The sequence below is a fragment of the Rhodococcus sp. NPDC059968 genome (assembly GCF_042738615.1).
In the GTDB taxonomy this organism is placed as follows: domain Bacteria; phylum Actinomycetota; class Actinomycetes; order Mycobacteriales; family Mycobacteriaceae; genus Rhodococcus_F.
In genome coordinates this window covers 42,302-64,365 of the sequence record NZ_JBHWUE010000015.1, presented here as the reverse complement: position 1 = coordinate 64,365, position 22,064 = coordinate 42,302, and the positions used below count along the sequence as shown (strand labels likewise).

The following is a 22,064-nucleotide window of genomic DNA, read 5'->3' as shown; positions in this document are numbered from 1 at the left end:
GGGGTGCTCCTCACCTCCATTCCAGTTTGGTCCAGGACGGCGGCGACGCGCCAGAGGTAAATCGGCCGGCGGCCGATCCCGACACGATCGAGGCGGTCCGCGGGATACTCGAGTGACCGGCGAGCGAGCGACGACACCAAGAAAGAGAGCAACGGTTCACCATGAAGAAGCGGACGAGCGGCTCGGAAGAGGGAGGGGGAGGCGACTCTCCCTCACAGTTGATCGATGCGCGAATCGAGGAGCTGTCCGATTGGCGGGGCGAAACGCTCGCCCGGATCCGTGCCCTTGTCAAGCAGGCCGAACCCGACGTCGTCGAGGAGTGGAAGTGGAGAGGGGTTCCGGTGTGGTCGCACGCCGGAATGATCTGCACCGGTGAGACGTACAAGAACGCGGTGAAGGTGACGTTCGCCAAGGGCGCTTCACTGGACGACCCTTCCGGCCTCTTCAACTCCAGCCTCGAAGGCAATACCCGGCGTGCCATCGATTTCCACGAGGGCGACACTATCGACGAGAAGGCGTTCCAGGCGCTCGTCCACGCCGCCGTGGCACTGAACACCTCCTGAAGTACGGGCCAAGGGTTTTCGGCCGCCCCGACCTGGTTCACCTGGGGTTTCCCTGCGTTTCGCTGGCGTGGTGAACCGGAGGCGCGGTTGAACCGTGTGTACTGCTGGGAGGTGGTGACCGATGCCGGATGCCCAGTCCGAGCTTATGCACGCCCTGTACGAGGAGCATGCCCCCGCAGTGTGGCGGTATGCCCTGCGGCTGACCGGCGACCGCGCCCGCGCCGAGGACATCGTGCAGGAGGTACTGCTGCGAGCCTGGAAGCATCCGAACGTGCTCGACCAGTCGGAGTCGTCGGCTCGGGCGTGGTTGTTCACGGTCGCCCGGAACCTCGTGTTCGACGAGCACCGCAGCGCCCGCTCCCAGCGTGAGATCGGGATGAGCACAACACCCGAACGCGCCGCCCCGGACAGCTCGGACGGCGCACTCGACGCCTGGATGATGGGTGATGCGCTGGCCCGGCTCAGTCCCGACCACCGTGCGGTCCTCGTGCTCGGCTACTACCGGGGAATGTCGACCCACCAGATCGCCGACGAACTCGGAATTCCGGAGGGAACGGTGAAATCCCGCATGCACTACGGATTGCGGGCCCTTCGATTGGCTCTGCAGGAAATGGGGGTGACCCGATGACGTTCGACGACTTCGAGTCGCACGAGGATCCCTACGTACGCTGGGATGCCGCGTACGTGCTCGGTGCGATGTCCCCGAGCGATCGGCGCGAATACGAGGCGCACCTCGCCCACTGCGCACGGTGCTCGCAGGCCGTGTCCGAATTGGCGGGCATGCCCGGGTTGATGGCCCTGATCACACCGGAAGAGGCGTTCGGCACACTGCCGGGGAACGCTGGGCCCCAGGACGAGGAGACGCCCGCACCGCGCGTGCTGACCCAGTTGGTGGGCACGGTACAACGGCGCCGACGCTACCGGCGAGCGGCGACGGCACTCGCGGCGGCGGCCGCCATGGTCGCCGTGGCGGTCCCCGTCGGGGTGCTGGTGACGCAGGACCGGACCCCGGCCGTCCCCGTCACGGCCATGCCCGTCCCGGACCGCGCGAACACCACCGAGGCGGTGTTCACCCCCGTGGTCCCGACTACGATCACCGCGACTGCGTCCGTCGCGTCGACGTCCTGGGGCACCGTCATCTTCGTCGAGTGCTCCTACGAGGACACCTGGCCCGGCGACGGTCGCTACGGCGCGGACACCGAGGGGTACGCGCTGACCGTCACCGACCGCTCCGGGGTCGTCACCACACTGGCCACCTGGACCGGCGAGGCAGGCAGGACGGTGCGGCCCACGGCCACCACCAGCCTGCCCGTCGACGAGATCGCGAGCATCGACGTGCGATCCGACGACGACCATCAGGTACTGCTGACCACGGCGTTGTGAGCGGGCCGCCAGGGAGTCGGGTCGGTTTCATACCCCTTGCACGCTTCACCGCCGTGTTTCGTTCGTCACGAACGTTTACGGAAAAATGTTCTGCCACCGGTGAACCCGACCGGTACGTGGTTCGTGTGTATATCCAGTGGGTGACCGCAGGTCGCCCCGTCCGATCCACGACACGGGGGTCTGCCGATGAATCTCACGGATCACGAGCCACGGAAAACCGGTCGGAACATGCGCGTCGCCGACTACATCGTCGCGGCGCTGGCCGCAGAAGGGGTCGAGCACGTCTTCGGAGTGGGAGGCGCGAACATCGAGGACCTGTACGACGCGCTGCACCGCTCCCGCGACGTCGAGGGCGTCGTCGCCAAACACGAGTTCTCGGCGACGACCATGGCCGACGGGTATGCCAGGACGTCGAACCGGATCGGCGTGGTCGCGGCGACGTCGGGCGGCGGTGCGCTCAATGTGATCGCCGGGCTCGGTGAGGCATTCGCGTCCCGTGTGCCGCTTCTGGCGCTGGTCGGGCAACCGCCGACGACGCTCGAGGGGATGGGCGCATTCCAGGACACGAGTGGACTGGCGGGGTCGATCGATGCGTCCCGGTTGTTCGGTGAGGTGTCCGTGTACTGCGCGCGCGTCGAGTCGCCACTCGACCTCGAACGACAGCTGGCCGAGGCGCTGGCCGCCGCGCGCCGCGGCGGACCGGCGGTTCTCCTGTTGCCGAAAGACATTCAGCAGTCGATCGGCGAGTTCCCGGAACCGCGCCCGACGGTCCCGGCCGCGCCGCGCGCCACCACGACGGACGTCACGCGGCTCGCCGAAGCCCTGCGCGACGACTACGGCCGTATCACCGTCATCGCCGGCGACGAGGTCGCGCGAGCCGGCGCGCGAACGGAACTCGCGGAACTCGCGCACGTGCTCGGTGCCCGGGTGGCCGTCACGCCCGACGCGAGGGACGTGCTCGATCCTGCGGCGCCGGGGCGACTCGGGGTCACCGGCGCGATGGGGAATCCGGATGTCGTCGACGCACTGCAGGATTCCGACGTCTGCCTGCTCGTCGGCACGCGACTGCCGGTGATGGCGCGGGGAGGTCTGGATGCCGTGCTCGAGAAGACGCTGGTGTACAGCGTCGGCTCGGCGAAGCCGTATCTGCAGTCCCATCACGTGCCGACGCGGGATCTGCGGGCGACACTGCGTGGGCTCGTCACCGAGATCGGACCGGCGACCTCGCGTGCGCCCGTCGCGCAGTGCGATCCGACCCCGATCGACGTGCCGTCGTCCGGCACATCGGGTCTGCGCTACACCGACGCGGTGAAGGCGCTCGCCGCGGTGATGCCCGCGGGCGCCGACGTGTTCGCGGACGCAGGAAATACGGGTGCCGCTGTGGTGCACCATCTTCCGGTCGCAACCGGGGGCCGGTTCGTGGTGGCGCTGGGAATGGGCGGGATGGGCTACACGTTCGGCGCCGCGATCGGTTCCGCCTTCTCACGCGGCCGCCGCACGTTCGTGATCGCCGGCGACGGTGCGTTCTACGCGCACGGTCTCGAGATCCACACGGCGGTCGAGTACGACGTGCCGGTCACGTTCGTCGTGTTCAACAACAACGCCCACGCGATGTGCCTGACCCGCGAGCAGGTGTACTTCGAGGGCGCATACACCTACAGCCGGTTTCGTCCCGCACACATCGCGGCGGGAGTCGGCGCACTGTTTCCCGGCTTGCCGTCCCACACGGTCGACACGCACGCCGGCCTCGCCGACTCTCTCCGTGCCACGGCCGACTCGGCGGGGCCCGCTGTCATCGAAGTCGCCTGCGACGCCGAGGAGTTGCCGCCGTTCCTGCCGTTCCTGCCCGCACGACGCCCGACCGAGAGATCCGAATCCCGAGAAGGAGCCCGCCGATGACCGCTCGAGAGATCGCCCCGCTGCCCGACCTTCCCGCCGACCTGCCCGGCCTCGTCCGGATCGAGACCTCCGACCGTCAGGCGACGACACCGATCATCATGGACATGCTGAGATCGGTGTATCCGCACGACCAGGTGTTCGGAAAGTACTGCACTGTGAACGAATACATCGACTGCCCGCCGGACGAGGTGTTCCGCTACCTTTCCGACACCCGCAGCCTCGAGGAATGGACGTACAGCCTCCGGGGATTCACCCCGGCCGGGGAACCCGGGCTGTGGCTCGCGTACGACCGCCTCGGCGACACCACCGAGATCTACACGCGCACCGTGGCACACCCGGCCGCGATGACCGTCGACTATCACTGTGCCTGGGACCAGGGCAAACACCTGTGGATGGTGTATCTGATGCGGGTGGTGGACGCGCGCACGGTCCTGGACGTCGACGGATCCGTCGTGCTGTGGACCAACTGCCACCATCCCTTCTACGACGAAAATCCCTACCCCGAGACCGCTCCCGCGGACCGGGTTCCGTGGGTGGGCGACTTCTGGGACATGTTCGCCGCCGGACACCAGCTCGAGATGAGCAATCTCAAGGCGATCTGCGAATACCGGTGGGCGAACGACCTGCCCGTGACCCCGACCTGGATGAGTGAGTGAGACATGGACACCGTCAGCCTGATCGACATCGCCGGCTACCTACCCGAGAACCGGGTGGGAGCAGACTATTTCGCCCAGTTCGCCGTCTCCGACCGGCTCGCCCAGAACATCATGTTCCGGGCACCGAAGTTTCGTCACCACATCGGGAGCGACGAGAACGCCGTCGACATGGCGGAACGGGCGATCGCCCCGTTGATCGAACGGAACGGCTCCGAACTCGTGTCCAACGTGGACATTCTCATCACCCACACCCAGCTGCCCGACGTCCCGATCCTGGGCGCCGGCGGGGAACTCGCGCGCCGGATGGGGATCACCCCGGACTGGGTGGTGGACCTGCACAACGGCGGCTGCGCATCGTTCGTGTACATGATCAAACTGGCACGTCAGATCATGCAGACCGGCGACGCGTCGACCGCCCTGATCGTGTCGGTGCAGAACAGCGCGGGCCAGATCTTCACGCAATCGGACGTGCGCGCGCTGGCACAGTCGGCGGTGCCGGGTGACGGCGCGGGCGCGTGTCTGCTGGTGAAGTCGGAGGCCGCGCCGGTGCTCGGGCTCGAGTGCCGGACCTACCCCGAGTTCGCCGGGGACATGACGGCCGCCGTCGATCCGCCTCGCAAGTACTGGGAGGCGGGAACCGGCCAACTGCACATCGGGTTCACCGAATCGAGGATCGCGAAGGTCTTCGCCCGCGGCAACCGGCTGGTCCCCGAGGTCGCCCTCGCGGTGTGCAAGCAGATCGGCATCGCCCCGGACGAGATCGACACCCTGGTCACCAACCAGCCCAACCGGCTGTTCCTCCGCAACTGGCGGGACGCACTCGAGCTCCCGGCGGAACGACACCCCGACACGTTCGACGAATGCGGGAACCTGTTCGGCGCCGCGATCCCCGTCACCCTCGACATCGAGAACCGGGCAGGCCGGATCCCGAACGGCTCGCTGGTGATGATGTCCGCGTTCGCGCACGCGGGCGACTTCGCCGGGGCCGGGGCGATTCGATGGGGCGCCGCCCCGGCGGGGGTGTGAGATGACGACGCCGACCATCGCGGGACCCGGTGTGAGATTCGATCTCGCGTTGAGCGAGAACCCGTTCGCCCCGCTGCCCTCCGTACTCGATGCGCTCGACGGTGTGATGCGCCGGGCGCATCGGTATCCGGAGTTCCTGCCCGACCGGCTGATCGAGGTCATCGCGGATCACGAGGGGCTCGACGCCGATCAGGTGGTGGTGGGCGCCGGTGCCACCGGCGTCGCCCTGCAGATCATGCGCTCCGTCGCCGGGCCGGGGGAGCGGATCGTGTTCACCACCCCGACGTTCGACGGGTACCCGATCATGGCGCGCATCGCGGCACTCGACGCGGTGCCGGTACCGATTCTCCCGGACGGCGGGCAGGATCTGGCCGCGATGGCGGCCGCGATCGACGACCGCACCCGGCTCGTCGTCGTCTGCCGCCCGCACAACCCCACCGGAACGCTCGTCGACGCCGCCGAACTGGCGGACTTCCTCCGTCGTGTTCCCGACCGGGTGGTCGTCGTCCTCGACGAGGCCTACGTGGAGTTCGTCGACCGCCAACTGGTCCTGGACGTGCATCGCATCATCGCCGAACATCCGAACGTCGTGTTCCTGCGAACGTTCTCCAAGGCGTACGGACTTGCCGGGTTGCGTATCGGATTCGGCTTCGCGAATGCGGCTCTGGCGCGGACGATTCGAACGCTGCAACTGCCGTTCGGGATGGGCAGCGCCGCCGTTCCCGCGGTCACGGCGTCGTACGCCGCCGAGCGTGAACTCCGTGCCCGGGTGGCAGCCATCGTCGCCGAACGCGAGGAACTGTGGCGCACGGTGAGGGCGGCGGGAATTCCGGTCCCGCGCAGTTCCGCCAATTTCCTGTACATCCCCGGGGAGGGAGTCGGTGACGCACTGGCTCGCGCCGGCATCCACGCGCGCACCTATCCCAGTGGTGACGCGCGGATAGCGGTCGGGAACCCGGACGCCGGGCGTGCGGTGACAGACGCGCTCAGGCCGACAGTGCGCGGTACCGCTGCAGCTCCGTGTGGGTCTGCGAGTACCGGTCGAGCATGACGTCGAGCAGCCGAGGGTGCGGTCCGATGGTGGCCGCGTAGGTGATGCCGGGTCCGCAGGATTCCGCCGCACGGCTCAACCGGTCCGTGAGCAGTCCCGGGGCCAGGAACCACGGTGCGATCACGATGCGCTCGGCACCGGCCTGCCGCAGCGTCGAGATCGCCTGCTGCACCGTCGGTTCCGCCGAGGTCGCGAAACACGTCACCGCTCCCGACCATCGGGTACCCGCGACGACCGATCCGGCCAGCTCGCGGGTTCGGTCGTTCGCGGCCGGGTCGGATGAACCGACCGCGGCGAGGACGATCCCGAGACCGGCCTCGCCGACGGAACCACCGGCCTCGCCGATGCGGTCACGGACGGCCTCGACCAGCCGCGCATCGTGCCCGAGAACGTCGGCCTGCCGGACGTGCAGGTGGGGATGACGGAGGCGGGCGGCGTCCAGGAGTGCCGGAAGGTCGACGCGTGCATGGAACGCGCTGCCCAGCAGCATCGGCACGACCACGGCGGAGGAATGCCCCTCGGCGGCGACCGCGTCGATCACCTGGTCCACGGACGGTGCGTTGAGGTCGAGGAAGCACAGCCGGACGTCGAGGTCCGGTCGCTTCGCCCGGAGCGCCGACACGGCAGCCGCCACCACCCGCGCACTGCGGGGGTCGCGACTGCCGTGGGCGACAGCGATCAGCGGAGTCATCGCATCTAGACGCGCTCGCCGAGCTCCACCGCTGCGATGGCATCTCCGACGAGGCCGGCCGCGAGCGTGTTGCCGCCGGCCGGGTCGATCAGCAGGAAGCTGCCGGTGTGGCGGTTCACGGTGTAGTCGTCCGCCACGATCGGCTCGGCGACACGCACCGAGATCTTGCCGATCTCGTTGAGTTCCAACGACTCCGGACTGGGCTCCGAAATGAGCTCCTGCTCGTTGAAACGCTCGACGAGCGTGCCGACGATGGCCTGCGTGGTGCGGGTGCCGTGCTTGAGCAGCAGGCGCGCGCCGGGCCGCAGCGGCTTCTCGGCCAGCCAGCAGACCGTCGCGTCGAACTCGCCGAGCGGCTCCGGGGCGTCGGCGGGGGAGGCGATGACGTCGCCGCGGGAGACGTCGACGTCGTCGGCCAGCACGAGTGTGACGCTGCGGCCGGCGTGGGCGCTGTCGAGTTCGCCGTCCGCGGTGTCGATTCGGGTGACCGTGGTGCGGACACCGGACGGCAGGATCACGACCTCGTCGCCCGGGGTCACCTCACCCGCGGCGACCTGCCCGGCGTACCCGCGGTAGTCCGGGAACTCCGCCGTCCGCGGACGGATCACGTACTGGACGGGGAAACGGAGGCCGACCCGGTGGGGTTCGGCGTCGACGGGCACCGACTCGAGGTGCTCGATGAGCGTGGGGCCGTCGTAGTACGGGGTGTTCTCCGAACGCACCGCGACGTTGTCGCCGTGCAGGGCCGACACCGGGATCTCGACGACGTCCTCGGACGCCCAGCCGAGCGAATTGGTCAGCGAGTTGAACTCCGCCGAAATGTTCGCGAACACGGTGGCCGGATCCTCGACGAGGTCGATCTTGTTGACGGCCAGCACCAGCTTGGGGACGCCGAGCAGCGCGAGAACGGCTGCGTGCTTGCGCGTCTGGGAGATGACACCCTTGCGGGCGTCGACCAGCAGGATGACCATCTGCGCGGTGGACGCGCCCGACACCGTGTTCCGGGTGTACTGCACGTGCCCGGGAGTGTCGGCGAGGACGAACGAGCGGCGGGGGGTCGCGAAGTACCGGTACGCCACGTCGATCGTGATGCCCTGTTCACGCTCCGCGCGCAGGCCGTCGACCAGCAGGGACAGGTCGGGCGTGGACAGCCCTTTGTCGACTGACGCCCGGGTGACGGCGTCGATCTGGTCGGCGAGAACCGATTTCGTGTCGTACAGCAGACGGCCGACGAGGGTCGACTTGCCGTCGTCCACACTGCCGGCGGTGGCAAGCCTCAGAAGATCGCTCATGATCAGAAATAGCCCTCTCGCTTGCGGTCTTCCATGGCCGCTTCGGAAACTCGGTCGTCGCCACGGGTTGCGCCGCGCTCGGTCAGCCGGGACGCTGCGACCTCGGCGAGGATCGCCGCGTTGTCGTCGGCCTCGGAAAGGACTGCGCCCGTGGTGGATCCGTCGCCGACGGTGCGGTACCGCACCGACAGCGTCTGCAGATCCTCACCCTCGGACGGTCCGCCCCACACGCCGGGCGTCATCCACATGCCGTCGCGCTGGTACACCTCGCGCTGGTGCGCGTAGTAGATGCTGGCCAGTTCGACGTTGTCACGGGCGATGTACCGCCAGATGTCGAGTTCGGTGAAGTTGCTGAGCGGGAAGACGCGGACCTGCTCACCGGGGGAGTGCTTGCCGTTGTACAGGTTCCACAGCTCGGGGCGCTGCTTCTTCGGGTCCCACTGGCCGAATGCGTTGCGCAGCGAGAAGATGCGCTCCTTGGCCCGGGCGCGCTCCTCGTCGCGTCGAGCGCCACCGAAGACCGCGTCGAAACGGTTCTCGGCGATGGCGTCGAGCAGGGGAACGGTCTGGAGAGGGTTGCGGATCCCGTCGGGGCGCTCGGTGAGCCGGCCGTCTGCCAGGTAGTCCTCGACCTTCGCCACGTGCAGGCGCAGGTTGTACTTGGACACGACGTGATCGCGGAAGTCGAGGACTTCCTGCAGGTTGTGTCCGGTGTCGACGTGCAGCAGCGCGAACGGCAGCGGTGCAGGCCAGAACGCCTTGATCGCCAGGTGCAGCAGCACCGTGGAGTCCTTGCCGCCGGAGAACAGGATCACGGGGCGTTCGAACTCGCCCGCGACCTCACGGAAGATGTGGATGGCCTCCGACTCGAGTGCGTCGAGCGTGTCGAACTGCGACCCGTCCAACTGCGGCCGCACGGCGGATTCGGCGAGGGAATTGGAGATGTCGATGGTCATGAGGCGTGCAACCCGCATTCTGTCTTGGCCTGACCGGCCCAGCGGCCGCTGCGCGGATCGCTGCCGGGGGCTGGCTTGCTGGTGCACGGAGCGCACCCGATGGACGGATAGCCCTCGTCGACGAGCGGATTCACCAGAATCGAGTGCTCGTCGATGTAGGACTGCATGTCTTCGTCGGACCACGCGGCGATCGGGTTGATCTTCACCAGACCGAACGCGTCGTCGAACGAGATCAGGGGGGCGTTGGCGCGGGTGGGCGCCTCGACTCGCCGGATGCCGGTGACCCACGCCTTGTAGCCGGACAGGGTCTTCTTCAGCGGGGCGACTTTCCGCAGTGCGCAGCACCGGTTGGGTTCGCGGGCGAACAGATCCTTGCCTTCCGCCGCATCCTGTTCGGCGACGCTCGCCTCGGCCCGCGCGTTGACGATGTTGACGCCGTACACCTGCTCGACGGCGTCGCGGGTGCCGATGGTCTCCGCGAAGTGGTAGCCGGTGTCGAGGAACAGCACGTCGACGCCGGGATGGACCTGGGCTGCGAGGTGGACCAGAACGCCGTCCTGCATGTTCGAGGCGACGATGTAGTCGCTGCCGAACGTCTCTTCCGTCCACCGCAGCAGTTCGTGCGCGGAGGCACCCTCGAGACTTGCCGCACCCTGCGCGGCAAGGAGCCGAAGGTCGTCCTGTGTGGCTGTGGCGAGATTCAACGCAAGTCTCCTTCGTCTGCGCGCACGACCCACTCCGCGAAGCGTTCACCCTCGTTGCGGTGCTTCACGAAGTGGCGGACGACGCGATCGATGTAGTCACCGAGTTCGGTGCTGGTGACCTTGTGCTGGCGAAGCTTCCGGCCGAAGGCCGAATCGAATCCGAGGCTGCCGCCGAGGTGAACCTGGAAGCCCTCCACCTGGTTGCCCTCGCCGTCGTCGACGAGCATCCCCTTGAACCCGATGTCGGCGACCTGCGAGCGGGCGCAGGAGTTCGGGCAGCCGTTGATGTTGATCGTGATCGGCACGTCGAGCTGCGCATTGATGTCGGCGAGCCGCTGCTCGAGTTCGGGGACGAGCACCTGCGAGCGCTTACGCGTCTCCGCGAACGACAGCTTGCAGAACTCGATGCCCGAGCACGCCATCAGGTTCTTGCGCCAGTGCGAGGGACGCGCGGGCAGGCCCACCTCGTCCAGGTCGGCGATCAGCTGCTCGAGCTTGTCGTCGGCGACGTCGAGAATGATCAGCTTCTGGTACGGCGTGAAGCGGATCTTGTCGCTGCCCGCCCGCTCCGCGGCATCCGCGACCTTGGCCAGGATCGTGCCCGACACGCGGCCCGCGATGGGGGCGACGCCGACGGCGTTGAAACCGTTGCGGGTCTTCTGCACACCGACGTGGTCGATCGGCCGGGTGGGCTTCTCCGGCGCGGGGCCGTCGATGAGTTTGCGCTTCAGGTACTCGGTTTCGAGAACCTCGCGGAACCTCTCGACGCCCCAGTCCTTGATCAGGAACTTCAGGCGGGCCTTGTTCCGCAGCCGGCGGTAGCCGTAGTCGCGGAAGATCGACACGACGGCCTCCCACACGTCGGGAACCTCGTCGAGCGGCACCCAGACGCCGACCCGCTGCGCCAGCATCGGGTTGGTGGACAGCCCGCCGCCGACCCACAGGTCGAGACCGGGACCGTGCTCGGGGTGGTTGACCCCGACGAACGCGACGTCGTTGATCTCGTGCACCACGTCCTGCTGACCGGAGATTGCGGTCTTGAACTTGCGCGGCAGGTTGGAGTACTCGGGCTTGCCGATGTAGCGGCGGACGATCTCGTCGATCGCGGGAGTGGGGTCGAGGACCTCGGTCAGTGACTCGCCTGCCAGCGGTGAACCCAGGACGACGCGGGGGCAGTCGCCGCACGCCTCGGTGGTCTTGAGACCGACGCCTTCGAGGCGCTTCCAGATCTCCGGGACGTTCTCGACCTCGATCCAGTGGTACTGGACGTTCTCGCGGTCCGAGAGGTCGGCGGTGTCGCGCGCGAACTCGGTGGAGATCCCGGCGATGGTGCGGAGCTGCTCGACGTTCAGGGCGCCGGCGTCGCAGCGGACCCGCATCATGAAGTACTCGGCCTCGAGCAGGTCGATGTTCTCGTCACCGGTGAAGGTGCCGTCGTACCCCTGCTCGCGCTGGGTGTAGAGACCCCACCAGCGCATACGGCCACGCAGGTCACCCTTGTCGATGCTGTCGAAGCCCTGCTTCGAGTAGATGTTCTCGATACGGGCCCGGACGTTGAGCGGGTTGTCGTCCTTCTTGGCCTGCTCGTTGGCATTGAGGGGCTCGCGGTAGCCGAGGGCCCACTGGCCTTCGGCGCGTCGCCGAGCCGGCTTCGCCGTGCGCGCGGGTGCTGCGTCGACGGCAGCGGGGGAGGCGTCGGTGGTCGACGTCATGGAGCACTCCTGAATCTCAAGATGCACCGGCTGAGGCCGAGGAGGAGGGCTGGTCCTCGCTCGGGGCATTCGAATCCGGCCGGAAGTCGAGAAGAAAGATGAACGGGCTGACAGGCTGAATTACTGCGCGATACAGGGCAGACAACAACAGCTGCAGACGCGCTTGAGATCGACGTGACGACGCGCCACAAGTCGCACTCCGGGTCCGGTCATGCCGACCATTGTGCCACGTCAGATCGCCCACGCAGAGCCGGGCACCGATTTCCACCATTTTTGCGGGAAATATCACGGGGAGGGCCCGCGACGGTCGGGTGGGGACCGTGGGTCGAGAAGCCTGGGAGACTGGAACGGTGAACGGAACGAGCACTACCACGGTCGGTCGCGACGAGGCGGCGGCATTCGTGCTGCCCGGGAGTGCCCTGCAAGGTGTGGGGAGCCGCCCGTTCGGGATCTACGTGCACGTACCTTTCTGTGCCACACGCTGCGGATACTGCGATTTCAACACGTACACGGCAGGCGAGCTGGGGACGTCGGCGTCGCCGCAGTCGTGGATGGAGGGGTTGCGCCGCGAACTCGACCTCGCCGCGCAGATGACGGGCGCCCCGGCCGTCGACACGGTGTTCGTCGGCGGCGGCACGCCGTCACTTCTCGGCGGCGACGGACTGTCGGACGTCCTCGATGCGGTCCGGTCGAGTTTCGGCCTCGCGAAGGGCGCCGAAGTGACTACCGAATCGAACCCGGAGTCCACGTCGCCGGAGTTCTTCGACAGGTTGCTCGCCGGCGGATTCACGCGGATCTCGCTGGGCATGCAGTCGGCGGCGCAGCACGTCCTGAAGGTGCTCGACCGAACCCACACACCGGGACGTGCCGTGGCGGCGGCGCAGGAGGCGCGGGCCGCCGGGTTCGAGCACGTCAATCTCGATCTCATCTACGGCACTCCGGGGGAGCGCGACGAGGACCTCGACCTCTCGTTGGACGCGGTGCTCTCCGCCCGGGTGGACCACGTGTCCGCCTACGCGCTGATCGTCGAGGACGGGACCGCACTGGCGAGGAAGGTACGCCGCGGGGAACTGCCCGCGCCCGACGACGACGTCCTGGCGTCGCGGTACGAGCGGATCGACGCGCGGCTCGCCGACGCGGGTCTGACCTGGTACGAGGTGTCGAACTGGGCCAGCCAGGACAACGGCGCCGGGGCGGGTGACACGAAGAGCGAATCGCGCTGCCGGCACAACCTGGGGTACTGGGACGGCGGGGACTGGTGGGGCGCCGGGCCGGGCGCACACAGCCACGTCGGCGGAGTGCGCTGGTGGAACGTCAAGCACCCGGCGCGCTACGCGGACCAGCTGGCGGCGGGAAGCCTGCCCGTCGGTGGGAGCGAACAGCTGACCGTGGAGGACGTCCACGTCGAGCGGGTGATGCTGACGGCGCGGCTGCGCACGGGGCTTCCGGTGGCGGAGCTGGATGCCGCGGAGCAGCGCGCAGCCGAGACGGTGGTGGCCGACGGACTTCTGGTGCGCGAGGGCGAGCACCTGGTGCTGACCGACCGTGGGCGGCTCCTTGCCGACGCCGTGGTCAGGACGGTGCTGCGCTGACGCTCAGCCTTCGACAGCTCAGGCCGTGACGATGCCGGGCATCTCGTCGTAGTCGAAGACGCGGGCGTGCAGCACGACGCGGTTCCGCAGCGCCGAGCGCACGGCCCGGTGCAGCCCGTCCTCGAGGTAGAGCACCCCGTGCCACTGGACCGCGTGCGGGAACAGGTCGCCGTAGAACGTCGAGTCCTCCGACAGCAGCCGGTCGAGTTCGAGAACCTTGGTCGTGGTGACGATCTCGTCGAGCCGCACCTGCCGGGGTGGGATCTTGGACCAGTCGCGCAGCGACAACCCGTGGTCCGGGTACGGCTTGCCGTCCATGACACCTTTGAAAATCATCGCTCGTCATCCGCCCGTGGTCGCTGCATCTGCTCGTCTCCGGTCACCACAGTAAGGCCTGAACCGGTACCGGCGCCGCGACGATTAGACTGGACCGAGCCGAGATGCACGTGCATCTGCACGTAGCGCAGGGGATGTGGCGGCCGATCCGAACGAAGGTTCGGTGACGCCGCTGCTCGTGATGATCGAGAACTGGAGGTGGACGGCGATGTCGAGTACGGACGACAGACGGTTCGAGGTTCTCCGCGCCATCGTCGCCGACTACGTCTCGACCCAGGAGCCGGTGGGATCGAAGGCGCTGGTCGAGCGGCACAGCCTGGGTGTTTCCAGTGCGACGGTCCGCAACGACATGGCGTTCCTCGAGAGCGAGGGCTACATCGCCCAGCCGCACACGAGTTCCGGCCGTGTTCCCACGGACAAGGGCTACCGGCAGTTCGTCGACCGCATCGCCGACGTGAAGCCGCTGTCGACGGCGGAGCGGCGCGCGATCCTCGATTTCCTCGAGTCCGGGGTGGACCTGGACGACGTTCTCCGGCGGGGTGTGCGCCTGCTCGCGCAACTCACACGCCAGGTCGCGGTTGTGCAATATCCCACACTCTCGGCGTCGTCGGTCCGGCATCTGGAGGTGGTCGCTCTGACGCCGGCCCGCCTGCTGCTCGTGCTCATCACCGATTCGGGCCGAGTGGATCAGCGCATCGTCGAACTCGGCGACGTGCTCGACGACGAGGACCTGGCGCGGCTGCGCGGACTGCTCGGGGGCGCCCTCGACGGCAAGCGGCTGGCGGCGGCGTCCATCGCCGCCTCGGAACTGGCCGACGAGGCACCGGAGGATCTGCGCGACGCCGTGATCCGTTCGGCCACCGTGCTGGTGGAGACGCTCGTCGAGCATCCCGAGGAGCGGCTGGTCCTCGGCGGCACCGCGAACCTGACCCGCAACGCCGCCGACTTCTCGGGAATCAGCGGATTCCCCGGTTCGCTGCGTGCGGTCCTCGAGGCGCTCGAGGAGCAGGTGGTGGTGCTCAAATTGCTGGCCGCCACGCAGGACGCGGGCACGGTGACGGTGCGGATCGGCGAGGAAACCCAGGTGGAGCAGATGCGTGGCACCTCCGTCATCTCGACCGGCTACGGTGCGGCAGGCACCGTGCTCGGCGGAATGGGCGTGCTCGGACCCACCCGAATGGACTATCCGGGAACAATCGCATCGGTGGCAGCCGTTGCGAGATACATCGGCCAGGTGCTCGCCGAGCGGTGACGGCGGGCCCCGGCGACAGCGCCGCCGTGGGGCGAGCACACGTACCGGTAGCGAGATAACGAAGTAGAGAAGGACGAGAGACTCAACGTGGCACGGGATTACTACGCAACGCTCGGCGTCGATCAGAAGGCGACCGATCAGGAGCTCAAGCGCGCGTACCGCAAGCTTGCGAGGGAACTGCATCCCGACGTGAACCCCGACGAGGCCGCGCAGGCCCGGTTCCGGGACATCTCGACGGCCTACGAGGTGCTGTCCGATCCGGAGAAGCGTCGCATCGTCGACCTCGGCGGCGACCCCCTCTCCTCGGGTGGCGGCGGAGGCGGTGCCGGCTTCGGCGGCGGTTTCGGTGGCGGCCTCGGCGACGTGTTCGAAGCGTTCTTCGGTGGTGGAGGCGGTGCAGGCCGCGGGCCGCGCGGCCGCGTCCAGCCGGGCGCCGATTCACTCCTGCGCACCAGGCTGACGTTGGCGGAGTGCGCGACCGGCGTGAGCAAGCAGGTCACCGTCGAGACGGCGATCCTGTGCGACAGCTGCACCGGTGCGGGCACCAACGGCGACTCCGCGCCGGTGCGCTGTGAGACGTGTGGCGGCGCGGGCGAGGTCCAGTCTGTGCAGCGTTCGTTCCTCGGTCAGGTCATGACGTCGCGGCCGTGCCCCACCTGCCGCGGCGCCGGCGAGACGATCCCCGACCCCTGCCACAAGTGTGGCGGCGACGGCCGGGTGCGCGCCCGCCGCGACATCACGGTGAAGGTCCCTGCAGGCGTCGGAGGCGGAATGCGGATCCGGCTCGCCGCGCAGGGCGAGGTCGGCCCCGGTGGCGGGCACGCAGGCGACCTGTACGTCGAGGTGGTCGAGCAGGCGCACGAGGTGTTCGTGCGCGATGGCGAAGACCTGCACTGCACCATTCGGGTGCCGATGATCGACGCCGCCCTCGGCACGACCGTGACGATCGACACGATCATCGACGGGCCCAAGGAGATCACCATCGAGCCGGGAACCCAGCCGGGATCGGTGACGGTCCTGCGCGGGCACGGCATGCCGAAGCTGCGTTCCGGCATCCGCGGCGACGTGCACGCCCACCTCGAGGTCGTGGTTCCGTCGCGCCTCGACCACAAGGAGACGAAGCTTCTCCGCGAACTCAAGGACCTGCGTGACCGCGACGTCGCCGAGGTCGTCTCCACCCAGTCGCAGCACAGCGGCGGATTGTTCTCACGCCTGCGTGAAGCGTTCAGCGGTCGCTGACCGTGGCGGCGACGGTCTTCTTCCTCGACCCGCTGCCCGAGGTGGGGAGCACCGCGGTCCTGGACGGCCCGGAGGGCAGACATGCCGCGACGGTGCGCCGGATCGGTGTCGGGGAGCGGATCGTGCTGGCCGACGGACGGGGTGGTCTCGCCGACACCGAGGTGACGGCGGCCGGGAAGGACCGGCTCGAACTCACGGTTCACGAGCGTCGTCAGGTGTCGGCGCCGTCGCCGAGTGTGACTGTGGTGCAAGCGCTTCCGAAGGCGGAGCGGTCCGAGCTGGCGGTCGAGCTGGCCACCGAGGCCGGGGTCGACGCGATCGTGCCGTGGCAGTCGTCGCGGTGTGTGGCGCGGTGGGAGGGCCCCAAGGTCGCGAAGGGTGTCGCTCGCTGGCGTAGCGCGGCTCTCGCCGCCGCCAAGCAGTCCCGACGGGCGATCGTCCCCGAAGTGTCGGAACTGCACCGCACCGCCGGGATGCTCGCCGTCGTTCGTGAGGTGGTCGGCCGGGGCGGCGTCGTCGCCGTGCTGCACGAGGCGGCCACCCAGGGCCTCGCCGAGCTTCCGCTGCGCTCGGCGGCCGAGATAGTGCTGGTCGTCGGTCCCGAGGGCGGTATCTCCGAGGAGGAGATCGCCGCGCTGACGGACGCCGGCGCCGTCCCGGTGCTGCTCGGTCCGCACGTTCTGCGGACCTCGACCGCCGCGGCCGTCGCGCTGGGCGCCATCGGTGTCCTCACGGACCGCTGGGGCGCGGCCCCGCTAGCCTGACTGTCCGTGGACCGCATTCGCATCGCCTACGGAACCGAACCGCAGCAGTTCGGGCACTTCTACCCGCCCGAGGAGCCGGTGGCCGCCGCGGTCCCGGTGGTGATGGTCGTCCACGGCGGTTTCTGGAGCGGGAAGTACCACCTGAACCTGGGCACGAGTTTCGCGGTCGATCTGGCGCGCCACGGCGTCGCCGTCTGGAACATCGAATACCGCAGGCTCGGTGCGGGCGGCCGGTGGGACGAGATGTCCGCCGACGTTCTCGCCGCGCTCGACGCGATCGCCGGTCCGGTCGCCGAACAGTCGCCCGTCCCGTTCGACCTGTCGAAGGTCCGGGTCGTCGGCCACTCTGCCGGTGGACAGCTCGCGGTGTGGCTCGCCGGGGCGAAGCAGACGGCGGTCCGGCCGGAGCGGATCGTGTCCCAGGCGGGCGCCCTCGACCTCGCGTCTGCGGGGGAGCGTGGCCGGCGGATCGGCTACATCGAGGATCTGCTGGGAGTCCCCTTCGACGAAGACCCCGATCGGTACCGCGCCGCGTCCCCACTGCACCGCATCCCCACCGGGGTGCCGGTGGTGTGCGTGCACGGCACGGAAGATGCGCAGGTTCCGGCGAAGGTGAGTGTGCGGTACAGCGAGGCCGCGCGGGCGGCCGGGGATCCGGTCGCGCTGCATGTCGTCGAGGGCGAAGACCACTACGCCTTCCTGAATCCCGAGACCGACTGCTGGAAGATCTCGCGGGACGCCCTACTGTCCGACGCCGGCGAGTTCTGAACTGCGGACCCCGGATTCGGGCGTCACCGTGCGTCCGGGCAGAACGAGGGCCACGAGCACGGCCCCGATGCCCAGTGCGAGTCCGCCGGCCAGGCTGGCCTGGGAGATGGCGTTCCCGAACGCCGCACCCGCGGCGTCCAGGAGTGCCTGGGACTGTGACGCGAGCAGCGGGTCGGCACTCAGTTCCCTGGCCACGACCGACGCCCCGCCGATCGAGTCTCCCGCGACGTCCACGGCCTGAGCGGCCTGCGCGGCCTGCTCGCCGGACAGCTGACCGACGGGCAGCGTGCCGAGGAAGCCGGCGATGTCGTTTTTGTACGCCGACGCGAGGACCGATCCGAGAATCGCGATCCCGAGCGATCCGCCCAGTTCGATCGCGGTGTCGTTGAGACCGCCCGCGGCGCCGAGGTCGCTCTCGGGGAAGTTGCCCATGATGGCGTCGGTGGCGGGGGACACGCTCAGGCCGATTCCGATACCGAGCAGGACCAGCGGCGCGAGGAAGTCGAGGTACTCCGAACCGCCGTCGACGGTCGTCATCAGCAGCACACCAGCCGCCGCGATCACCATGCCGGCGACGACGGTGCCCCGGGTGCCGAGCCTCGGGTGGACGCGCCCGCTGAGCACCGAGCCGACCGACACCGCAGCGGCGAGCGGCAGCAGGTGGACGCCGGTGGCGAGGGGGCTGAGTCCCAGGACGAACTGGAAATCCTGCGACACGTAGTAGATCGACCCGAACGCCGCGAGGAACAGCAGAAGCACGGCCAGGGTGGAGCCGCCCACCTCGCGCCGGCCCAGCCTGCGGACGTCGAGCAGCGGCTGCGGATGGCGGAGCTCCCATGCGACAAACAGGCCGAGACCCACGGCCGCGGTGATGGCGGCGCCGACAGCGCCTGCGCCCCAGCCGAAGTGGAATCCGTCGATGATCGCGTACACGAGCGATCCGATGGTCACCACCGACAGCAGCCCGCCCAGCCAGTCGATCGGACCGCCGGCGTCGGCCTTCGACGGCGGGACGAGCATCAGCGCCGCGACCGACGCGACGGCGGCGATCGGCACGTTGATGAGGAAAGTGGCGCTCCACGAGTGGCTCTCCAGCAACCAGCCGGCGAGCAGCGGGCCGAGGGCGATGGCGAGGCCGGACGTCGCGGCCCAGGCGGCGATGGCCCGGGCCCGTTCCTCACGCGGGAACGTCGCCACGAGGAGCGAGAGCGTGGCGGGCATGATGATCGCCGCTCCGACGCCCATGATCATGCGCGCGGTGACGACGGCCGTGGTGGTGTCGGCGAGGCTGCCGACGACGGCGCCGCCGCCGAACACGAGCAGTCCGGTGAGCAGCGCTCCGCGCCGGCTGTACTTGTCGCCGATCACGCCGAACAGCAGCATCAGCGCGGCGTAGGGGACGGTGTATCCGTCGATCACCCACTGCAGGTCGGCGCTGCTCAGGGCGAGGTCGCGGGTCATGTCGGGGGCCGCGACGATCAGGGCGGTGTTCGCCATCACGACGATCAGCAGGCTCAGGCACAGCACGCCGAGCGCGGCCCAGCGCCGGGGGTGCGGCCCGTCCATCCGGGCGACCGGTGTGTTCATCACAGTGGTCATGTCGACGCTCCTCGGAGTTGTGCTCGATCAGGCCTGAACAGTTAGTTGCACAGTAATGTGTAAGTTAGTTACTTGCACACCGGTGTGCAAGTAAGATTGGCGTAGATCACACCACCCAGCGAGGGAGTTCCGCCTGTGTCGGTCCCGACGAAGTCGCCCGGTGACCCCGGGAAGACCCGCCGAAGTCACGCGCGCGCCAACCGTGCGCGGATCCTCGACGCCGCAGTCACCGCCTTCATCGCGGACCCGGACGCGAGCATGGACGACGTCGCCCGCGCCGCCGGGGTCGTGCGCCGCACCGTCTACGCACACTTCCCCAGCCGGGAGGCGCTCGTCGAGGGCATCGCGGACGAGGCCTCCAGCGCCCTGGTGGCCGCGATGGGAGACGAGGCGCAGCAGCCGGAGCGCCCCGACCTCGCGGTCGCGGCGATGGCGCTGCGGACGTGGCCGATCGGCGACCGGTTCCGCATGCTGTTGTCGTTCGCCCGCCGCGAACTCGGCGAGCAGCGCATCCACGACCTCCTCGGGGTGGTGCGCGACCGGGACGTGCGGGTCGTCGAGCACGGGCAGCGATCCGGGGTGTTCTCGTCGTACCTGTCGCCGCCGGTGCTCGTGGCGCTCGCGGAATCGATGACGATGACCCTGCTGGACCAGGCGAATTCCGGCGAAGTGCAGGATTCGGGGGAGTCGTTCGCGGTCGCGTACCTCGCGGTGCTCGGGCTGTCACCGGCCGACGGCGCCCGCGTCGTGGACGAGGCGCGGCAATGGTTGCGCGAGCATCCGGACGTCCCGAAGTCGTGACGGCGTCCCGTAATCGGGTGGGCGGTGTGACCTGCGAGCGATAGACTTCCCTCATCACGACGACCGTCGTGACCGACCAGGAACCGGGAAGAAGGCCATATTCCTCACGTGAGCGAACAAGACCAGAACGGCGAGACGTTCGGCGCCACGCGTCCGGCGGAACGCACCGTGCGTTCGAGTATCGATCTCCCACCCGAAACGGTCCCGCCTCTCCTCGGTTCTTCCGACGAGAATCTGCGCGCTCTCGAACGGGTCCTGGACGCAGACATCCATGTACGCGGCAACGCCGTCACGCTGACGGGACGGCCGGGCGACGTCGCCCTGGCCGAACGGGTCATCGCCGAACTGGGCTCCATCGTCGGTCGCGGGCAACCGCTGACCCCCGACGCGGTGCGTCGCACGGTCGGCATGCTCACGCAGGGGCTGAGCGAATCGCCCGCCGAGGTCCTGACCCTCGACATCCTGTCGCGGCGCGGCAAGACGATCCGGCCGAAGACGCTGAACCAGAAGCGGTACGTCGACGCGATCGACGCCAACACCATCGTGTTCGGCATCGGGCCCGCCGGTACCGGCAAGACCTACCTCGCCATGGCGAAGGCGGTGCAGGCCCTGCAGACCAAGCAGGTGTCGCGGATCATCCTCACCCGCCCCGCGGTCGAGGCGGGGGAGCGGCTCGGGTTCCTGCCCGGCACGCTGCACGAGAAGATTGATCCGTATCTGCGGCCGCTGCACGACGCGCTGCACGACATGATGGACCCCGAGGCCATCCCGAAGCTGATGCAGTCGGGGGTCATCGAGGTGGCGCCGCTGGCATACATGCGTGGTCGCACACTCAACGACGCGTTCATCATCCTCGACGAGGCGCAGAACACCACCGCCGAGCAGATGAAGATGTTCCTCACCCGCCTGGGCTTCGGATCCAAGGTCGTCGTCACCGGTGACGTCACGCAGGTCGACCTTCCCGGTGGTGCCCGGTCGGGTCTGCGCGCGGCCGCCGAGATCCTCGGCGACATCGACGACATCTACTTCGCCGAACTCAACAGCAGCGACGTGGTCCGGCACCGGCTGGTGTCCGACATCGTCGACGCGTACGAGCGGTTCGAGGCGGACCGGGACGGCAAGGTCGAGCTCGGGAACCGCGCACAGCGGAGAGCGGCGCACTCGCGTTCTCCACGACGGTAGGGTGAGTGTCGCCGGAACCAGGAGGAAGCGACACACATGAGCATCGAAGTCTCGAACGAATCGGGCATGGACGTCTCCGAGGAGGAGCTGATCAGCGTTGCCCGCTTCGTGATCGCGAGGTTGGACGTGCACCCCGCGGCCGAGTTGTCGATGGTCCTCGTGGACTCGGCCACCATGGCCGACCTCCACATGCGGTGGATGGACCTGCCCGGTCCCACCGACGTGATGTCGTTCCCGATGGACGAACTCGAGCCCGGCGGTCGCCCGGACTCGCCCGAACCCGGACCGTCGATGCTCGGTGACATCGTGCTGTGCCCGTCCTTCGCCGCGGACCAGGCCGACAAGGCCGGTCACCCGCTCGCACACGAACTCGCTCTGCTCACCGTGCACGGTGTGCTCCACCTCCTCGGCTACGACCATGCCGAACCGGAGGAGGAGAAGGAGATGTTCGGCCTGCAGAACCAATTGCTCGACGACTGGTACGAGGATCTGCGCAGGGCCGAACGCGACGCGGCACTCGCTGCCCGGGACCAGAAGCTGCTCGGCAAGGCCGGCTTCTTCGACTCACCGGACCAGTAACCGCCACGTGAAGGGTCTT

23 protein-coding genes are annotated in these 22,064 nt (G+C 68.6%); 15 read left to right on the top strand and 8 right to left on the bottom strand.

Annotation, left to right across the window (positions count from 1 at the left end):
- Positions 1–161: 161 nt before the first annotated feature.
- The 7 genes from ACFWAY_RS15500 (at position 162) to ACFWAY_RS15470 (ending at position 6,578) form a co-directional block, all read left to right on the top strand.
- Positions 162–563 carry a DUF1801 domain-containing protein gene (locus tag ACFWAY_RS15500; RefSeq protein WP_378456168.1) on the top strand — a complete coding sequence of 134 codons (402 nt, stop codon included), beginning with the start codon at positions 162–164 and terminating at the stop codon, positions 561–563.
- Between the two features lie 121 nt (positions 564–684).
- On the top strand, positions 685–1,191 hold the full coding sequence (locus ACFWAY_RS15495) for a sigma-70 family RNA polymerase sigma factor (protein ID WP_378456167.1): 507 nt from the start codon (positions 685–687) through the stop codon (positions 1,189–1,191).
- Positions 1,188–1,946, top strand: a complete 759-nt coding sequence (locus ACFWAY_RS15490) for a zf-HC2 domain-containing protein (RefSeq protein WP_378511144.1) — start codon at positions 1,188–1,190, stop codon at positions 1,944–1,946. Before ACFWAY_RS15495 ends, ACFWAY_RS15490 begins: the two co-directional genes overlap by 4 nt.
- A gap of 186 nt (positions 1,947–2,132) precedes the next feature.
- Positions 2,133–3,845, top strand: coding sequence for a thiamine pyrophosphate-binding protein (locus ACFWAY_RS15485; protein WP_378511143.1), 1,713 nt, complete (start codon positions 2,133–2,135; stop codon positions 3,843–3,845).
- Entirely contained in the window at positions 3,842–4,501 is a 660-nt protein-coding gene (locus ACFWAY_RS15480) for an SRPBCC family protein (RefSeq protein ID WP_378456164.1), read from the top strand. The genes ACFWAY_RS15485 and ACFWAY_RS15480 overlap by 4 nt, the downstream gene beginning before the upstream one ends.
- 3 nt (positions 4,502–4,504) lie before the next feature.
- Entirely contained in the window at positions 4,505–5,527 is a 1,023-nt protein-coding gene (locus ACFWAY_RS15475; RefSeq protein WP_378511142.1) for a 3-oxoacyl-ACP synthase III family protein, read from the top strand.
- 1 nt (position 5,528) lies between these two features.
- Positions 5,529–6,578: an aminotransferase class I/II-fold pyridoxal phosphate-dependent enzyme gene (locus ACFWAY_RS15470; protein ID WP_378511141.1), complete on the top strand. Its 1,050-nt coding sequence runs from the start codon at positions 5,529–5,531 to the stop codon at positions 6,576–6,578.
- Here the strand turns inward: ACFWAY_RS15470 and ACFWAY_RS15465 are convergent.
- The 6 genes from ACFWAY_RS15465 to ACFWAY_RS15440 all read right to left on the bottom strand — a co-directional run bounded on the left by ACFWAY_RS15465 (position 6,514) and on the right by ACFWAY_RS15440 (position 12,146).
- Positions 6,514–7,269 (bottom strand): sirohydrochlorin chelatase, encoded by a 756-nt coding sequence (locus ACFWAY_RS15465; RefSeq protein WP_378456161.1) that lies wholly within the window; start codon positions 7,267–7,269, stop codon positions 6,514–6,516. The genes ACFWAY_RS15470 and ACFWAY_RS15465 overlap by 65 nt on opposite strands.
- 5 nt (positions 7,270–7,274) lie before the next feature.
- Complete coding sequence (locus tag ACFWAY_RS15460; protein WP_378456160.1) at positions 7,275–8,561, bottom strand: sulfate adenylyltransferase subunit 1; 1,287 nt, start codon at positions 8,559–8,561, stop codon at positions 7,275–7,277.
- Positions 8,562–8,563: 2 nt separating this feature from the next.
- Complete coding sequence (cysD, locus tag ACFWAY_RS15455) at positions 8,564–9,517, bottom strand: sulfate adenylyltransferase subunit CysD (RefSeq protein WP_378456159.1); 954 nt, start codon at positions 9,515–9,517, stop codon at positions 8,564–8,566.
- Positions 9,514–10,221 carry a phosphoadenylyl-sulfate reductase gene (locus tag ACFWAY_RS15450; RefSeq protein ID WP_378456158.1) on the bottom strand — a complete coding sequence of 236 codons (708 nt, stop codon included), beginning with the start codon at positions 10,219–10,221 and terminating at the stop codon, positions 9,514–9,516. Before ACFWAY_RS15450 ends, cysD begins: the two co-directional genes overlap by 4 nt.
- On the bottom strand, positions 10,218–11,933 hold the full coding sequence (locus tag ACFWAY_RS15445) for a nitrite/sulfite reductase (protein WP_378511140.1): 1,716 nt from the start codon (positions 11,931–11,933) through the stop codon (positions 10,218–10,220). The genes ACFWAY_RS15450 and ACFWAY_RS15445 overlap by 4 nt, the downstream gene beginning before the upstream one ends.
- Positions 11,934–12,053: 120 nt before the next feature.
- Positions 12,054–12,146, bottom strand: a complete 93-nt coding sequence (locus ACFWAY_RS15440; protein ID WP_368681498.1) for an Ms4527A family Cys-rich leader peptide — start codon at positions 12,144–12,146, stop codon at positions 12,054–12,056.
- Positions 12,147–12,283: 137 nt separating this feature from the next.
- Between ACFWAY_RS15440 and hemW the strand changes: the two genes are divergently transcribed.
- Positions 12,284–13,525: a radical SAM family heme chaperone HemW gene (gene hemW, locus ACFWAY_RS15435; protein WP_378511139.1), complete on the top strand. Its 1,242-nt coding sequence runs from the start codon at positions 12,284–12,286 to the stop codon at positions 13,523–13,525.
- A gap of 18 nt (positions 13,526–13,543) precedes the next feature.
- On the opposite strand, the gene ACFWAY_RS15430 is transcribed toward hemW, so the two are convergent.
- Complete coding sequence (locus ACFWAY_RS15430; protein WP_005261240.1) at positions 13,544–13,861, bottom strand: type II toxin-antitoxin system VapB family antitoxin; 318 nt, start codon at positions 13,859–13,861, stop codon at positions 13,544–13,546.
- A 208-nt stretch (positions 13,862–14,069) separates the two neighbouring features.
- On the opposite strand from ACFWAY_RS15430, the gene hrcA reads away from it, so the two are divergent.
- From hrcA to ACFWAY_RS15410, 4 genes are all read left to right on the top strand, one after another.
- Positions 14,070–15,113, top strand: a complete 1,044-nt coding sequence (hrcA, locus tag ACFWAY_RS15425; protein ID WP_378456155.1) for a heat-inducible transcriptional repressor HrcA — start codon at positions 14,070–14,072, stop codon at positions 15,111–15,113.
- 87 nt (positions 15,114–15,200) lie between these two features.
- The gene (gene dnaJ, locus ACFWAY_RS15420) at positions 15,201–16,352 is read left to right on the top strand and encodes a molecular chaperone DnaJ (protein WP_378511138.1); all 1,152 of its coding nucleotides are present in this window, start codon (positions 15,201–15,203) and stop codon (positions 16,350–16,352) included.
- Between the two features lie 2 nt (positions 16,353–16,354).
- Complete coding sequence (locus ACFWAY_RS15415; RefSeq protein ID WP_378511137.1) at positions 16,355–17,116, top strand: 16S rRNA (uracil(1498)-N(3))-methyltransferase; 762 nt, start codon at positions 16,355–16,357, stop codon at positions 17,114–17,116.
- Between the two features lie 6 nt (positions 17,117–17,122).
- On the top strand, positions 17,123–17,884 hold the full coding sequence (locus ACFWAY_RS15410; protein WP_378456152.1) for an alpha/beta hydrolase family protein: 762 nt from the start codon (positions 17,123–17,125) through the stop codon (positions 17,882–17,884).
- On the opposite strand, the gene ACFWAY_RS15405 is transcribed toward ACFWAY_RS15410, so the two are convergent.
- Positions 17,858–19,483, bottom strand: a complete 1,626-nt coding sequence (locus ACFWAY_RS15405) for an MFS transporter (RefSeq protein ID WP_378511136.1) — start codon at positions 19,481–19,483, stop codon at positions 17,858–17,860. The genes ACFWAY_RS15410 and ACFWAY_RS15405 overlap by 27 nt on opposite strands.
- A 135-nt stretch (positions 19,484–19,618) precedes the next feature.
- Here ACFWAY_RS15405 and ACFWAY_RS15400 point away from each other — a divergent pair, with 135 nt between their 5' ends.
- The 3 genes from ACFWAY_RS15400 (at position 19,619) to ybeY (ending at position 22,045) form a co-directional block, all read left to right on the top strand.
- The gene (locus tag ACFWAY_RS15400) at positions 19,619–20,284 is read left to right on the top strand and encodes a TetR/AcrR family transcriptional regulator (RefSeq protein WP_378511135.1); all 666 of its coding nucleotides are present in this window, start codon (positions 19,619–19,621) and stop codon (positions 20,282–20,284) included.
- Between the two features lie 108 nt (positions 20,285–20,392).
- The gene (locus tag ACFWAY_RS15395; protein WP_378456149.1) at positions 20,393–21,466 is read left to right on the top strand and encodes a PhoH family protein; all 1,074 of its coding nucleotides are present in this window, start codon (positions 20,393–20,395) and stop codon (positions 21,464–21,466) included.
- Between the two features lie 36 nt (positions 21,467–21,502).
- Positions 21,503–22,045 (top strand): rRNA maturation RNase YbeY, encoded by a 543-nt coding sequence (ybeY, locus tag ACFWAY_RS15390; protein WP_378456148.1) that lies wholly within the window; start codon positions 21,503–21,505, stop codon positions 22,043–22,045.
- The last annotated feature ends 19 nt before the right edge of the window (positions 22,046–22,064 follow it).

Coding starts and splice junctions, on each gene's coding strand:
- ACFWAY_RS15405 (WP_378511136.1), bottom strand. CDS start 19,483: ATGACCACTGTGATGAACACACCGGTCGCCCGGATGGACGGGCCGCAC.
- ybeY (WP_378456148.1), top strand. CDS start 21,503: ATGAGCATCGAAGTCTCGAACGAATCGGGCATGGACGTCTCCGAGGAG.
- ACFWAY_RS15495 (WP_378456167.1), top strand. CDS start 685: ATGCCGGATGCCCAGTCCGAGCTTATGCACGCCCTGTACGAGGAGCAT.
- ACFWAY_RS15465 (WP_378456161.1), bottom strand. CDS start 7,269: ATGACTCCGCTGATCGCTGTCGCCCACGGCAGTCGCGACCCCCGCAGT.
- ACFWAY_RS15470 (WP_378511141.1), top strand. CDS start 5,529: ATGACGACGCCGACCATCGCGGGACCCGGTGTGAGATTCGATCTCGCG.
- ACFWAY_RS15460 (WP_378456160.1), bottom strand. CDS start 8,561: ATGAGCGATCTTCTGAGGCTTGCCACCGCCGGCAGTGTGGACGACGGC.
- ACFWAY_RS15430 (WP_005261240.1), bottom strand. CDS start 13,861: ATGATTTTCAAAGGTGTCATGGACGGCAAGCCGTACCCGGACCACGGG.
- hrcA (WP_378456155.1), top strand. CDS start 14,070: ATGTCGAGTACGGACGACAGACGGTTCGAGGTTCTCCGCGCCATCGTC.
- cysD (WP_378456159.1), bottom strand. CDS start 9,517: ATGACCATCGACATCTCCAATTCCCTCGCCGAATCCGCCGTGCGGCCG.
- ACFWAY_RS15440 (WP_368681498.1), bottom strand. CDS start 12,146: ATGACCGGACCCGGAGTGCGACTTGTGGCGCGTCGTCACGTCGATCTC.
- ACFWAY_RS15480 (WP_378456164.1), top strand. CDS start 3,842: ATGACCGCTCGAGAGATCGCCCCGCTGCCCGACCTTCCCGCCGACCTG.
- ACFWAY_RS15485 (WP_378511143.1), top strand. CDS start 2,133: ATGAATCTCACGGATCACGAGCCACGGAAAACCGGTCGGAACATGCGC.
- ACFWAY_RS15500 (WP_378456168.1), top strand. CDS start 162: ATGAAGAAGCGGACGAGCGGCTCGGAAGAGGGAGGGGGAGGCGACTCT.
- ACFWAY_RS15475 (WP_378511142.1), top strand. CDS start 4,505: ATGGACACCGTCAGCCTGATCGACATCGCCGGCTACCTACCCGAGAAC.
- ACFWAY_RS15445 (WP_378511140.1), bottom strand. CDS start 11,933: ATGACGTCGACCACCGACGCCTCCCCCGCTGCCGTCGACGCAGCACCC.
- ACFWAY_RS15490 (WP_378511144.1), top strand. CDS start 1,188: ATGACGTTCGACGACTTCGAGTCGCACGAGGATCCCTACGTACGCTGG.